This is a genomic window from Rubellimicrobium roseum, from assembly GCF_006152145.1.
GTDB lineage: Bacteria > Pseudomonadota > Alphaproteobacteria > Rhodobacterales > Rhodobacteraceae > Rubellimicrobium > Rubellimicrobium roseum.
Map to the genome: position 1 here is coordinate 1 of NZ_VDFV01000031.1, position 12050 is coordinate 12050.

General features: G+C 69.3%; 14 protein-coding genes. 7 read left to right on the forward strand and 7 right to left on the reverse strand.

The window, feature by feature from the left end:
* The first annotated feature begins 130 nt into the window (after positions 1 to 130).
* Positions 131 to 1051 carry an NAD-dependent epimerase/dehydratase family protein gene (locus tag FHG71_RS24770; RefSeq protein ID WP_425467367.1) on the forward strand — a complete coding sequence of 307 codons (921 nt, stop codon included), beginning with the start codon at positions 131 to 133 and terminating at the stop codon, positions 1049 to 1051.
* A gap of 185 nt (positions 1052 to 1236) precedes the next feature.
* Here the strand turns inward: FHG71_RS24770 and FHG71_RS16135 are convergent, their stop codons facing one another.
* Positions 1237 to 2166 carry a LysR family transcriptional regulator gene (locus FHG71_RS16135; RefSeq protein ID WP_139082733.1) on the reverse strand — a complete coding sequence of 310 codons (930 nt, stop codon included), beginning with the start codon at positions 2164 to 2166 and terminating at the stop codon, positions 1237 to 1239.
* Positions 2167 to 2271: 105 nt separating this feature from the next.
* Here FHG71_RS16135 and bla point away from each other — a divergent pair, with 105 nt between their 5' ends.
* Positions 2272 to 3153, forward strand: a complete 882-nt coding sequence (gene bla / locus FHG71_RS16140) for a class A beta-lactamase (protein WP_139082734.1) — start codon at positions 2272 to 2274, stop codon at positions 3151 to 3153.
* 270 nt (positions 3154 to 3423) lie between these two features.
* On the opposite strand, the gene FHG71_RS16145 is transcribed toward bla, so the two are convergent.
* The 4 genes from FHG71_RS16145 to FHG71_RS16160 are packed head-to-tail and all read right to left on the reverse strand — an operon-like array spanning position 3424 to position 6966.
* On the reverse strand, positions 3424 to 4182 hold the full coding sequence (locus FHG71_RS16145) for an iron ABC transporter ATP-binding protein (RefSeq protein WP_139082735.1): 759 nt from the start codon (positions 4180 to 4182) through the stop codon (positions 3424 to 3426).
* Positions 4179 to 5123, reverse strand: a complete 945-nt coding sequence (locus FHG71_RS16150) for an iron chelate uptake ABC transporter family permease subunit (protein ID WP_139082736.1) — start codon at positions 5121 to 5123, stop codon at positions 4179 to 4181. Before FHG71_RS16150 ends, FHG71_RS16145 begins: the two co-directional genes overlap by 4 nt.
* Complete coding sequence (locus tag FHG71_RS16155) at positions 5113 to 6060, reverse strand: ABC transporter permease (RefSeq protein ID WP_139082737.1); 948 nt, start codon at positions 6058 to 6060, stop codon at positions 5113 to 5115. Before FHG71_RS16155 ends, FHG71_RS16150 begins: the two co-directional genes overlap by 11 nt.
* A gap of 3 nt (positions 6061 to 6063) precedes the next feature.
* On the reverse strand, positions 6064 to 6966 hold the full coding sequence (locus FHG71_RS16160) for a siderophore ABC transporter substrate-binding protein (protein WP_139082738.1): 903 nt from the start codon (positions 6964 to 6966) through the stop codon (positions 6064 to 6066).
* A 135-nt stretch (positions 6967 to 7101) separates the two neighbouring features.
* Between FHG71_RS16160 and FHG71_RS16165 the strand changes: the two genes are divergently transcribed.
* The gene (locus FHG71_RS16165) at positions 7102 to 7389 is read left to right on the forward strand and encodes a DUF2218 domain-containing protein (protein ID WP_139082739.1); all 288 of its coding nucleotides are present in this window, start codon (positions 7102 to 7104) and stop codon (positions 7387 to 7389) included.
* A gap of 46 nt (positions 7390 to 7435) precedes the next feature.
* On the opposite strand, the gene FHG71_RS16170 is transcribed toward FHG71_RS16165, so the two are convergent.
* The gene (locus tag FHG71_RS16170) at positions 7436 to 7882 is read right to left on the reverse strand and encodes a hypothetical protein (RefSeq protein ID WP_139082740.1); all 447 of its coding nucleotides are present in this window, start codon (positions 7880 to 7882) and stop codon (positions 7436 to 7438) included.
* A complete protein-coding gene (locus FHG71_RS16175; protein ID WP_139082741.1) occupies positions 7879 to 8235 on the reverse strand; it encodes a DUF6152 family protein in 357 nt (118 codons plus the stop codon). The genes FHG71_RS16170 and FHG71_RS16175 overlap by 4 nt, the downstream gene beginning before the upstream one ends.
* 428 nt (positions 8236 to 8663) lie before the next feature.
* On the opposite strand from FHG71_RS16175, the gene FHG71_RS23635 reads away from it, so the two are divergent.
* The 4 genes from FHG71_RS23635 (at position 8664) to FHG71_RS16190 (ending at position 12007) form a co-directional block, all read left to right on the forward strand.
* Positions 8664 to 8807 (forward strand): hypothetical protein, encoded by a 144-nt coding sequence (locus FHG71_RS23635; RefSeq protein WP_176559454.1) that lies wholly within the window; start codon positions 8664 to 8666, stop codon positions 8805 to 8807.
* Positions 8808 to 8861: 54 nt separating this feature from the next.
* On the forward strand, positions 8862 to 9317 hold the full coding sequence (locus FHG71_RS16180) for an enolase C-terminal domain-like protein (RefSeq protein ID WP_218014123.1): 456 nt from the start codon (positions 8862 to 8864) through the stop codon (positions 9315 to 9317).
* An 825-nt stretch (positions 9318 to 10142) separates the two neighbouring features.
* Positions 10143 to 10853: a FadR/GntR family transcriptional regulator gene (locus FHG71_RS16185; protein ID WP_246045483.1), complete on the forward strand. Its 711-nt coding sequence runs from the start codon at positions 10143 to 10145 to the stop codon at positions 10851 to 10853.
* Entirely contained in the window at positions 10850 to 12007 is a 1158-nt protein-coding gene (locus FHG71_RS16190) for an aminotransferase class I/II-fold pyridoxal phosphate-dependent enzyme (protein WP_139082743.1), read from the forward strand. Before FHG71_RS16185 ends, FHG71_RS16190 begins: the two co-directional genes overlap by 4 nt.
* Positions 12008 to 12050: the final 43 nt, after the last annotated feature.

Below are 12050 nucleotides of genomic sequence, written 5' to 3' on the forward strand. Positions count from 1 at the left end.
TCACGCGCGTCGCCTGACCTCGAGGGGAAAGGGGCGAACTCGGCCTCAACTCGAGTTGCGCAACAACGCCTCCGACACGCTCCCCTGACCGCATGGACGGCCGAACGCCTTGACCGCCGTCTGACAGCCCTTGTCGGCTCGGCGCCGCCACATTCCCCGCCTATCACATGGAAGTTGTCATGACGTCCGAACGCCTGTTTCTGATTGGTGGAGGTGGCTTCGTGGGCCAGAACCTCATCCGTCACTACACAGTCCGAGGCGTGGAGGTGCTCGCGCTGACCCGGAGCCCCGAGTCAGCCAAGGTCGCCGAGGAGCCCGGTCGATCGAAGGTGATGTGCTCGCGACCGGCTTGGAAAGAGTTATGACCAGAAGCCAGTGGCTGATTCATGCCGCGGCAGACACAGGGCACGGCACGCGCGAGCAAGCTTGGGTAAATCTTGAGGGCACTCGCAACATCTTTGGGTCGGCGCGTTCAATTGGCGCCAGGCGAGCGCTTATTATCAGCACCGAGTCCGTTCTGCTTGCTGGGCGGCCGCTAGTGGATGCGGCCGAGGATCAGCCCTTCCCGCGCAGGCCGGCAGGTTCCTATTGCCAGACCAAGGCGGCCGCCGAGCGTATGGTGCTTTCATTCGCCGGCCCAGACTTCGAGGTTGTCGCTATCCGGCCCCGGTTCGTGTGGGGACGCGACGACACCACGGCGATGCCAAACCACGTCGAAGCAGCCTGGTCAGGGCGTATGGCCTGGATCGATGGCGGACGGTATCGGATCTCCACCACTCACATCGCCAATCTTTGCGAAGGCGTCGCACGCGCGTTGGAAGGAGGCCGGAGTGGGGAAATCTACTTCATCGCGGAAGAGGCGCCGTCCTCTTTCGGGATTTTGTGTCCCAGCTACTGGCCATGCAAGGGATTCAGGCGCCGAACAGGATCGTCCCGCGATTGGTCCTCCGCAGCTTGGCCGAGGTCAGTGAGTTACTTGCCACGATCGGTCGTGGGCGGGTCACTGGTCCTCTCAGCCGCCAGGAGTACTCCACCATGGCCGTCGAGGTGACGTTGAACACCGCCAGGGCTCGCAAGGAACTGGGATACCGGCCAGTCATCTCCATCGAAGAGGGTTTGGCCGAACTGATGTCCATGCGAGGGTTGCAGCCTCGCGCGGCTGAGCCTCACAGCGACTTTGTACACGCCGCGGGAACCCAGTAATTGTTCTATTCCAGCGCGATGTGACTTTGGATCTCACAAGCTCTGATCAGTTGCCGATAGGGCGTTTTCTCGAAGGAGGTCCGGTCGCTCATCGGCCGCCCTGGCCGCATCTACCAACCACTCGCGGAAGGCTCGCATGGCCGGGCTGGGCTCGCGAGAGTGGAGACGCGTAAGCCAGTAGCTGCCCGTCTCCACCTCGGCTTCGAAAGGCCGAGCGAGCCGGCCGTTCTCAAGATATGTCGCAAAGAGCCGAACGGGGAGGAGCGCCACGCCGTGCCCGGCCGCGGCCATCTCGGCCAGCGCGAGTGAGGTATCGAACATGGGGCCGCGCAGGGGCGGACAGGGCGCCTGTGCCGCCTCGAACCACCGGGGCCACTCGTCGGCGCGGTAGGATCGCAGAAGCGCCTGACCCTCCAAGTGCTGTGGGCTGGCGAGCACATGGGCCACCTCGGGCCGGCAGAGCGGCGACATGGGAGCTGAGAACAGGCGCTCCGCCACCGTAGCCCGCCAGCTGCCGTCGCCGAAGCGAATGGCGAGATCGAGGCCTTCGCCCGCAAGGTCGACACGGTTGTTGTTGGTGTAGATGCGCAGGTCGACCGAGGGGTGCAGCGCTTCGAACGCCCTGAGGCGCGGCATGAGCCAGCCCACAGCAAAAGTGCCTACGACACCCACATGCAGGGTTTCGTGAAAGCGGCCGTCCATGAAGCGGTCGAGGGTGTCCGACATCCGATCGAAGGCCGTGGTCAGCACTGGCACCAGCGCCGCGCCCTCGTCGGTCAGGACGAGCCCACGCGGCACGCGCCGGAAGAGGTTCACGCCCAGCCGCTCTTCTAGGCTCTTGATCTGGTGGCTGATGGCCGCCTGCGTGACGCACAACTCGACCGCCGCTCGGGTCAGGCTGAGATGACGCGCGGCGGATTCGAAGGCACGCAGGGCATTGAGCGGGATCTGGGGGCGGTCCATGCGAGCTATGAGGAATTCTAATCTTGGCGATGAGATACCATCGTTTGTGGCCCAATGCGGGCCGCGATATCCAGCCTCTACGCAAGAAAAAATATGAGGCATGGTATGCAGACACGTCGCAGCTTCCTGATCTCGTCGGGGCTGGTGGCCACTTTGGCCGCTTCTCCTGCCTGGACGCTGTCCTTTCCGTCCGGGGTCTATGACCTGCTCGACACGGCGATGGCGGATCTCGAGGCGCGCAGTAGAGGCCGTCTTGGAGTCGCCATCCTGGAGAGCGGATCGGGCATGACCTACGCTTGGCGGGGCATGGAGCGGTTCCGGATGGCCAGCACCTTCAAGGCCCTGCTTGCGGGAGCGGTGCTTCGTCGGGTGGACCAGGGCCAGGAAAGTCTCGCGCGTGAGGTCGAGGTCAGGCCCGAGGATCTGGTCGAATACGCCCCCGTGGTGGAGCCGATGGTGGGGCAGAGCCTCACGGTTGGAGCGCTCTGCGAGGGCACTGTAACCTTGAGCGACAACGCCGCCGCTAACCTTCTCCTCGACAGCATGGGCGGCCCGGAGGGCTTCACCGCCATCCTTCGTGAGATTGGTGACGAGGTAACACGCCTCGACCGCCGCGAGCCCGACCTGAACACCGGCACGCCCGACGACCCGCGCGACACCAGCACGCCCCTGGCCTACCTTGCCACGCTGCAGCGGATGCTTCTAGGCAACGCGCTGTCGACCGCCGGGCGCGAGCAACTCCTAGCTTGGTTGGTGGCCAACAAGACCGGCGATGATCGCATTCGCGCGGGGGTGCCCGAAGGCTGGACGGTGGGCGACAAGACCGGCACGAGCGGGCAGGGCGACATCCACGACATCGCAGTTCTGGTCCCGCCGAAGGGGGTACCCATTCTGGTGGTGGCCTTCCTCTCCGAAACCGACCAACCCATTGAGGAGATGAACGGGATCCATGCGGAGATCGGCGCCTTAGCCGCTCAGGTGGCCTAGCAGGGGCTTCGGCCACGTTCTGCTCGAAGCCCGAGGCGGTGACGACGATGGTGCCGAGAAAGACGGGTTCCTCGCCCGAGACATCCACGACCGGCACGCCCTGCGCCAAGGCCAGGGATGGCCCGAGCAGCGTTGCCAGCGCCGTTGCGTGGGGCAGGCGGGATATGCCGGATCGGGTCATCGCTCGTGCCTTTCGATGGTTCGCCGCACGGATAGCCAACAGTGTACCTGGACGGGCCTCGATGGCGGGTCTTTCAGCCGGCGGCACCATTATGCGTAGTGAAGCGCGACCCGGTGGCCGTCCACCTCGCGGACGGTGACGGGCGTGCCGTAGAGCGCGCCCAGGCGTTCGTCGGTCAGGACTTCGCCGGGGGGACCCTCGAAGGCCAGCCGCCCGCGTTTCAGCGCCACGATGCGGTCGGCATGGGCGGCGGCATAGTTCACCTCGTGGAGGACGGCCACGATGGTGCGCCCGTGGCTGTCGGCCACCTCGCGCAGGGTCCGCATGAGGTGGCGCGCATGCGCCATGTCAAGGTTGTTGAGCGGCTCGTCGAGCAGGAGGTAGTCGGTGTCCTGCGCGAAGGTCATGGCCACCAGCGCCCGCTGGCGCTGCCCGCCCGAGACCTCGTCGAGGAAGCGATGGGCGAGGTCCTGGAGGTCGAAGAGGGCGAGGGCCTCCTCCACTTTTTCCTGGTCCCCGGGACCGGGCCGGCCGCGATGGTGCGGAAAGCGGCCGAAGCCCACGAGGTCGCGCAGGGTGAGGCGCGTGCCGATGGGCGTCTCCTGCCGCAGGATGGCGAGCTTGAGCGCGAGCCGGTCGGTGGGGGTGCGGGCGACGTCGAGCCCATCGAAGCGGATGGCGCCCCGTTCGAGCCGCTGGAGCCGCGCCATGAGCGACAGGAGCGTGGACTTGCCCGCGCCGTTGGGGCCAATAAGCGCGGTCACTCCGCCCTTGGGCAGGCGCAGCGTCACGTCCGACAGGATGGGCTGCCCGCCGATGGCATGGCTCACGCCGTCGATCTCGATCATCGCTGCGGCTCCTTGAGGACGAGGAGGAGGAAGGCCAAGCCGCCCAGGAACTCGACCACCACACCCAACGTGGCGGTGAGCCCGAGGAGCCGTTCGACCACGATCTGCCCGCCCACCAGCGTGATCCCGGCGATCAGGGCCGCCGCGGGCAGGAGGAGGGCATGGCGGTGGGTCCGCATCAGGCGGTGCGCGAGCGCGGTCACGAGGAGGCCGAAGAAGGTGACGGGTCCCACGAGAGCCGTGGAGACGCTCACCAGCGCCGCCACGAGGACGAGGACGAGGAGCACGGCGCGGCGATGGTCGAGCCCGAGTCCCACCGCTGTGTCGCGTCCGAGCGCCAGCACGTCAAGCCGGTGGCGCATGACCCAGGCCCCCGCGGCGGCGGCGGCCGAGAGGAGGGCCGCGAGGCCCAGGAGTTCGGTGTCCACCGCGCCGAAGCTCGCGAAGGAGCTCGCCTGCGCCACAACGAAGTCGTTGGGATCGATCAGTCGCTGAAGGAAGCCCGCGAGGCTGCGGAAGAGAACGCCCAGGATGAGGCCGGTGAGCACCATGCGGTGAAGGTCGGGCCGCCGCGAGCCCAGGAGCGTGCCGAAGAGGAGAAGCCCTGCCCCCATGAGGAGGCCGCCCTCCAGGGCGAAGCGCGCCGTGGCGGGCAGCGCGGCCGCGCCCACGCCGCCCAAGCTGAAGACGAGGCCCGTCTGGAGGAGCACGAAGAGCGCGTCGAAGCCCATCACCGAGGGCGTGAGGATGCGATTGCTGCTGACGGTCTGGAACAGGACCGTGGCCACGGCGACAGCCGTGCCCACGACGAGGAGAGCCGCGAGCCGCGCGCCCCTCCAAGTCAGGATGAAGCCCCAGTCTCCCTGCGCGCCCAACGTGAGGAATGCCGCGCAGAGGACGAGGAGGGCCGCAGCCAGGGCGAGGAGCCGGCTATCCTGCACGGCCGGGCCTGCCGTAAAGGAGAGCCAAGAAGACGAGGGCGCCCACGACCCCGAAGACAGTGCCCACGGGGATCTCGTAGGGATGGCGCACCAGCCGGCCCAGGAGGTCGCAGGCCAGCACCAGAATGGAGCCGAGGAGCGCTACCCCGGGCAGCGTCGCGCGCAGGTTGTCGCCCAGGAGGCGGCTCGCGACATTCGGGACGATGATGCCCACGAAGGGGATCATGCCCACGGTCACGACCGTGAGCGCCGAGACCACGGCGACGATCAGGAGCCCTCCGAGCACCACTCGCTCGTAGTCGAGCCCGAGGCTCACGCTCGCCTCGCGCCCGAGCCCCACGATGGTGAAGCGGTCGGCGGCGAAGTAGGCTCCCACGGCCACCGCGCCCGAGAGCCACAGGAGCTCGTAGCGGCCCAGGAGCACGCCCGAGAACTCGCCGTTGGTCCAGACCTCGACGTATTGCAGCAGGTCGAGCTGGTAGCCGATGAACATCACGACCGAGCCCAGGACGGAGCCGTAGACCAGCGCCACCAGCGGCACGAGGAGGGGCTGGGTGGGCGGGAGCCGGCGGACCAGGACGAGGAAGCCCGCCGTGGCGAGAAGCGCGCAGAGGCTCGCCACCACCATCTGCGCCAAGAGCGGCGCCCCGGGCCAGAGGATGGTCACGAGGAGGATGCCCAAGGCCGCGCCCTGGCCGGTGCCGGCCGTGGTGGGCTCCACGAAGCGGTTGCGCACCAGCATCTGCATGACGAGGCCTGCCACCGCCATGGATGCCCCGGTCAGGATCACGGCCAGGGTGCGGGGCAGGCGGCTCACGACGAGCACGCCCCAGGCGTCCGGGTCGCCCGGTGCAAGGTCGATCACGCCGGTCAGGAGGCTCGCCACCGACAGCGCGGCGAGCAACGCCGCCGCGCCCCATGTCACCCGGGCCGTCATCGATCAGCTCGCAGGCCCGAAGGCCTCGAGGAGGCGGTCGAGGTTGCGTCCGAGCGCCTGCACGCCGCCGCCCGCCACGTAGGACTCTGCCGCGGGGAGATAGATCACTTGGCCCTCGCGCCAGGCGGTCGTCTCGGCCACCAGCGCGTTGTCGAGCGTCTCGGCTGCCCGCGCGCCTTCGTCTCCAATGGCCGCGGCGCGGTCGATCACGATCAGCCAGTCGGGGTTGGCGTCGCGGATGAGCTCGAAGCCGATGGCCTCGCCGTGGCTGTCGACCGAGAGCCCTTCGACGGCCTGCGGCAATCCGAGGTCGGTGTGGAGCCAGCCGAAGCGCGAGCCCGCGCCGTAGGCCGAGATCTTGGGCCCGTTGGTGAGCACCACGAGCGCCGTGCCACGCCCCTCGACGGCCGCGCGGGCTTGGGCGAGCTGGGCCTCGATCTCCGCCCGGATCGCCCCGGCCTCGACTTCGCGGCCCAGGAGCGCGCCGTAGGCGTCGAGCCGAGCGAGAGCAGTGCCCACCAGATCGTCGCCCGGGATGGTCATGTCGATGGTGGGGGCCACCTGCGCCAGCGCGTCCACCTGTGCGGCCGAGCGGCCGCCGGCGACGACGAGGTCGGGGGCGAGCGCGTTCACGGCCTCGAAGTCCGGCTCGAAGAGCGTGCCAACGACTTCAGCGTTCGCCGCGAAGTCCTGGAGGTAGTCGAGCGTCACCTGATCGGGAGCGCCGGCGGCCGTGGCGCCCAGCGCGTCGAGCGTGTCCATGGCTGCCACGTCGAAGACGACGAGCGTGTCGGGCGCGACGGGCACCTCGGCGGACCCGCGAGCGGTCTCGACCGTGACGGTCTGGGCAAGGGCCGGCGCGGCCGCGACAAGGGCGGCCACGGCCAGCACGAGGGTGCGTGCCATGGAGGTCTCCTGATGCTGATGGGTCCGGGCGGATGGCTGGCGGGACGTGGCTGGGCCGGACGAGCCTTCAGCTAGCGGGTTGTGCCGCACAGGTCCAGAGATTAAGTCGACAGAAACACTCGGAGTTGATGACCCATGCGGACGGCCCAGACGCGCTTCGACACGGAGCAGGGCGCGAAGTACCTCGCGCAGCTCTGCAAGCATTTCGCCCACAAGACCACCGCCGAGTGGTCCGACACCGAGGGGCGGATCGAGTTCACCGGCGGGCGGGCGCATCTTTCCGCCCAGCCTGCGGGCCTTGCCATCCGGGTGGAGGCGGAGGACGAGGGCACGCTCGACCGCCTCAAGGGCGTGGTCTGGAGCCACCTCGTGCGCTTTGCCTTCCGCGAGCCGGAGCGGCAGCCCGTGTGGGACGCTCCCTGATCCGCGACGCCGGCCGTCCCTGGCACGTCCGACTGTGCCGCGCCCGTTAGCTGTAGCCGATCATCCGGCCCGCCAGCAGCACAAGCGGCCAGAGCAGGAGCGAGACGGCGGCTATGGCCTGCCCGGCGCGGGTCCCGGCCGCCCCGAGCCGGACGTGCAGTCCCGCATTCACGAGGGCGGCCGCGAGCAGCGCCATCTTGAGCCGGAACCAGCCGTTCTGCACGTAGTCGGTCGCGGCCGTCGCGAAAAGCAGGCCGCCGAAGACGCCGGCCATCACGAGCCCGGCCACCGCGAAGGGCCGCAGGAAGGCCACGACCGCCGCGGGCTCCGGGCCGGGCACGAGGTGCAGGAGCCGCAGGTCCATCGGCACGACCGCCCCGACCAGCAGCCCGAGCCCTGCGACATGCCCGGCGTTCACGAGGGGATAGGCCCAGCGCGACGCCCGCAGGTGCTGGGCCAGCGCGGTCGCCTCCAGCGCCTCCGGAAACGTCACGAGCGGTCGGGATAGAGGTCGTGCAACTGGCCACCGATCACGATGCGCTCGGCCTTCATGAGGAGTTGCGCGGGGTCGGTGGAGCGGTGACCCTCGGCGGTCAGTTCCGCCCCGGGGGCGAGCATGTCGTCCGACAGGCCCGCCTGCGCGTTGCGCCAGGGCTGGCCGACCTCGACGGTCCAGGACTCGCCGTTCGCCTCGACGGTGAGGACCCCGTGCGGGTTGCCGAGCCGGGACTCGGTCACGACGCCCGTCAGGGAGAACTCGCCGTCGGCCGTCCAGCGCCAGCCGTGATGGGCCAGCGCGGGCGTCGCAAGCAGTCCGAGAACGACGAAGGCGTGGAACAGGCGCATGGGTCCCTCCTGTCGATACCAGACCTCACGATGCCGGACCCTCGGCCCGGGCGGGATGACGAGTTCGTGACCAGGCGACCGCCGTCGGAGCGGGCGCGGCTCCGCGCCGCCTGAAGGGCCGTCACCCCGATCACAAAAAGACGGCATGATCGCTCGGGTCGCCAGTCATGTTCATCCTGCGACCCTCGCCGCCGGCCTCCCGGTCGGTGCGGGACCCGGCCGGCGCTTCTCCGCGGCCCTCGGTCCTCACGATGGCGACCATTTGGGGGACGCTGGGCGCGCTCGCGCTCGTCGATCACCACCGCCCGATCTAGGCCGAGTGCCGTCATCCCTTGGTAGTCCGGTTCTTTGACTTTGAGGGCCTCCGCCTCCCTGACCTTGAGCGCGGGACCGGCTCGCCGGTCGTGCTCTCGAACGGGAACGGTGGGATGATCCAGGGTTTTCTGTCGCGCGGCCCGGTGGGTGAGGCGGCGCTCCGGCATTGCTTCTTCGCCTTCGATGGACCGGGCCTCGGCTACAGCGACCGGCCGCGCGTCACGGTCTGGACCCAGGGGGCGGAGGCAACTTCCTAGCGGCCGTCCTGCAGCGGCTCGGCCGTCCTCGTGGGCTACAGGGAAGAGGACGCCTTGGGCGGGACGCGCCTGCGCAACCGGTCCGAGTTCAAGCACCTCTTCGAGCGGCGCATCGCGCAGGTGATCAACTCCGACCCGGCTCATGTGGGTGGGATCAGCAAAACGGTTCGGATCGGGAACTGGGCCGAGGCCTACGACGTCGCGCTCGCGCCGCATTGCCCGGTGGGGCCCATCGCGCTCGCGGCTTGCCTCCGGGTGGACGCCGTCTGCCACGACGCCTCTATCCAGGAGCAGTCACGGGGCATCCACTACAACGCCGGAGGCGAGGTTACGGACAACCTGCTGCCCGGCCATGACCTGATCCTGCGGGACGGGTTTCTCCATATCCCCACGGGGCCGGGCCTCGGGATCGAGGTGGACGAGGCCGCTGTAAAGCGGGCGGCGCAGGTCGGCCACCGCTGGCGCGCGCCGCTCTGGCGCCATCGGGTCGGGTCCATCGCCGGATGGTGACGGGGGTTCATTGCGTGCTCTTCGCGCTCTGGGCCTCGCAGGAACGGCTTGACCGTGGCGCGATGCGGGCTCAGGCGGACTATGTGCGGGCGAACGGGCCGACGGGATCGTAATCCTGGTGCTCGCCACCGAGGTGGGCCGGCTGTCGCTGGCCGAGAAGCGCACGGCCATCGCCTGGGCGGCCGAGGACGCGGGCGGGCTGCCGCTGTCCGTCACCGTGGCCGCGAACCCGATGACGGAGCAGCGGGAGATTCTGCGCGCCGACGAGGACGCCGGGGCCGCCCTCGCCATCCTGCATCCGCCGCTGACGGGAGCTACGGGGCGGCGGAGTACATCGAGGCCTTCGCCCGGGTGGGGGAGGGGGCGGCGCTGCCTCTCGCCATCCAGAACGCGCCCAGTACCTGGGGCGGTCGCTGTCGGGGGTGGACGTGGCCGCGCTGCGGGCATGGATGCCGAGCCTGACCGGTGTGAAGGCCGAGACCTCGGCTGTGGGCCTGGCCGGGTTCATCGCGGCCCTGGGCGATGGGATCACCGTGCTGAACGGACGTGGGGCCCAGAGATAACAGACTGTCTGCGCGTGGAGTGCCAGGGCTTCATCGTCGCCCCTATGTCCTGTCCGGCGTGGGCCGTTGCTGGCGCGCCTGGATCGCGGGGGGACTGGCGATCCACGACCCTACCCCGGCGCTGCGCCACACCGAGGCCGGCCTCCGGCTGGTCCGGCGCTGGGCTGCCGGCGCGTGATGGCGGCTTCCACTTTGTCCAACATAGTTATTGACATTGTCCGACAATGAGCGAGGCTGCAGGTGGAATAGCCCCGGACGTCGCATGGTCGCTTCCCTGCACATAGCCAGTCCTGAGACGCGCGTCGGGCATGACGTGATGGACGGCTTGGTGGCGCTGGTGAGCGCCGAAGGGCTGAAGCCCGGGGATCGCCTGCCGCCAGAGACGGAGCTGGCTCGCCGCCTGGGCGTGGGGCGTCACAGGCTTCGCGAGGTCCTGACCGCTTGGGCGCGAGTGGGGATCGTGAGCCGCAACAAGGGTGCCGGGACGGTCCTGGCCGCGCCGATCACCGGGCGGACGCTGGCGCTCCCCCTGGCCGTCACGCTGGAAGCCGAGAGCCTGCTGCGCACGCTCGCCGTCCGGCGCCCGCTCGAGATCGAGGCGGTGCGGCTGGCGGCCCGGGACGCCGCCCCGACAAGCCGGGACCGGATCACGGCCCGCATGCTCGACCTGATGGTGATCTTCGATGGCGGCGGCGACTGGCGCGCGGCCGATCGGGCCTTCCACGCCGCCATTCACGAGGCTACCGGCAATCCGCTGTTCGGCCAGATCATCGGCCAGCTCCAGCGCGCCTTCGACGAGGTCTACGCCACCCCGTTCGGGATGCCGCAGCTCGGGTCGTCCACGATCCCGATGCACCGCCCCCTGGCCGAGGCCGTGGTCGCCGGACGGGCAGACGAGGCGGCCGACTGGATGGCCCGCATCCTCGAAGACACCGAGGCGGCCGCCCGCGCGGTCATGGAAGGACACCGATGACGGGCCCTCTGTCCATCGCCACCCGCCTGACGAAGCCCTGGAGCGATGGGGCGGGACCGATCACGCCGCCGATCCAGCAGACCTCGCTCTTTGCCTTCGACGACTACGCGGCCTTCGAGGCGCGCATGATGGGAGCGTCGGACGAGCCGCTCTATACCCGCGTGCAGAACCCCACCGTCGCGGCCTTCGAATCCATGATGGCCGACTTGGAGGGCGGGGCGGCGGCGGTGGCCTTCGCCAGCGGCATGGGGGCGATCTCGGCGACGCTCCTGGCCCTGGCCCTGGCGCGGCCCGGCGCGCGCGTGGCCTGCGTCGAGCACGTCTATCCCGACGCCTACCGGCTTCTGGAGCGGGTGCTGCGACCCATGGGGGTCGAGGTCAGCTATCACTCGCCCGAGGCCTTCGCGGAGGACGCGGAGCTGCTTCGGGGCGTGGACGTGGCCTATCTCGAAAGCCCCACCTCGATGGTGCTGGACGTCATCGACCTGCCACGCGCGGCCGCCCATGCGAGGCGCCATGGAACGATGACGGTGCTGGACAACTCCTGGGCGACGCCGGTCCACCAGCGCCCGATCGAGTCGGGGATCGACGTCGTGGTCCATTCGGCATCGAAATACATCTCCGGCCATTCGGACACGGTAGCCGGCGTGGTCGTGGGAACGGCCGAGGTGGTGGGTAAGATCCGCGACCTGACGCTGCCGCTCTTGGGCGCCAAGCTCGCGCCCTTCGAGGCCTGGCTGCTGGTCCGGGGCCTCAGGACGCTGGTGCCGCGCATGCGGATGCACGAAGCGACGGCAAACCTGTTCGTGGACCGGCTGGCCCGCCGGCCCGAGGTGACGCGGGTCCGGTCGCCGGGGCCGAACGCGACGCCGGGGCTGACCGGGCGGTCGGGCCTCCTGTCCATCGAACTGGCCGAAGGGATCGACATTCCCCGCCTTGCAGATGGTCTGAAGCATTTCCGCCTGGGCGTGAGCTGGGGCGGGTTCGAGAGCCTAATCGTTCCCGCAGCGATCACGCTGAAGCAGTCGGGCGAGAAGAACGCCCCGCAGCGCTTTGGCGTGAGCCCGCGCCTCGTGCGCCTGTCGCTCGGGCTGGAGGACGCCGAGGACCTCTGGGCCGATCTCGCCGCCGCGCTGGAGGTGGCTGCCGCCTGAACAAACGACAAGCACGGCCCGCCAAGAGGCCGCCCGTACCAAC

What these genes read in the sequence shown, in the direction of transcription:
- FHG71_RS16135 (WP_139082733.1), bottom strand. Translation starts at nt 2,166, where the DNA reads ATGGACCGCCCCCAGATCCCGCTCAATGCCCTGCGTGCCTTCGAATCC.
- bla (WP_139082734.1), top strand. Translation starts at nt 2,272, where the DNA reads ATGCAGACACGTCGCAGCTTCCTGATCTCGTCGGGGCTGGTGGCCACT.
- FHG71_RS16145 (WP_139082735.1), bottom strand. Translation starts at nt 4,182, where the DNA reads ATGATCGAGATCGACGGCGTGAGCCATGCCATCGGCGGGCAGCCCATC.
- FHG71_RS16155 (WP_139082737.1), bottom strand. Translation starts at nt 6,060, where the DNA reads ATGACGGCCCGGGTGACATGGGGCGCGGCGGCGTTGCTCGCCGCGCTG.
- FHG71_RS16160 (WP_139082738.1), bottom strand. Translation starts at nt 6,966, where the DNA reads ATGGCACGCACCCTCGTGCTGGCCGTGGCCGCCCTTGTCGCGGCCGCG.
- FHG71_RS16165 (WP_139082739.1), top strand. Translation starts at nt 7,102, where the DNA reads ATGCGGACGGCCCAGACGCGCTTCGACACGGAGCAGGGCGCGAAGTAC.
- FHG71_RS16175 (WP_139082741.1), bottom strand. Translation starts at nt 8,235, where the DNA reads ATGCGCCTGTTCCACGCCTTCGTCGTTCTCGGACTGCTTGCGACGCCC.
- FHG71_RS23635 (WP_176559454.1), top strand. Translation starts at nt 8,664, where the DNA reads ATGATCCAGGGTTTTCTGTCGCGCGGCCCGGTGGGTGAGGCGGCGCTC.
- FHG71_RS16185 (WP_246045483.1), top strand. Translation starts at nt 10,143, where the DNA reads ATGGTCGCTTCCCTGCACATAGCCAGTCCTGAGACGCGCGTCGGGCAT.
- FHG71_RS16190 (WP_139082743.1), top strand. Translation starts at nt 10,850, where the DNA reads ATGACGGGCCCTCTGTCCATCGCCACCCGCCTGACGAAGCCCTGGAGC.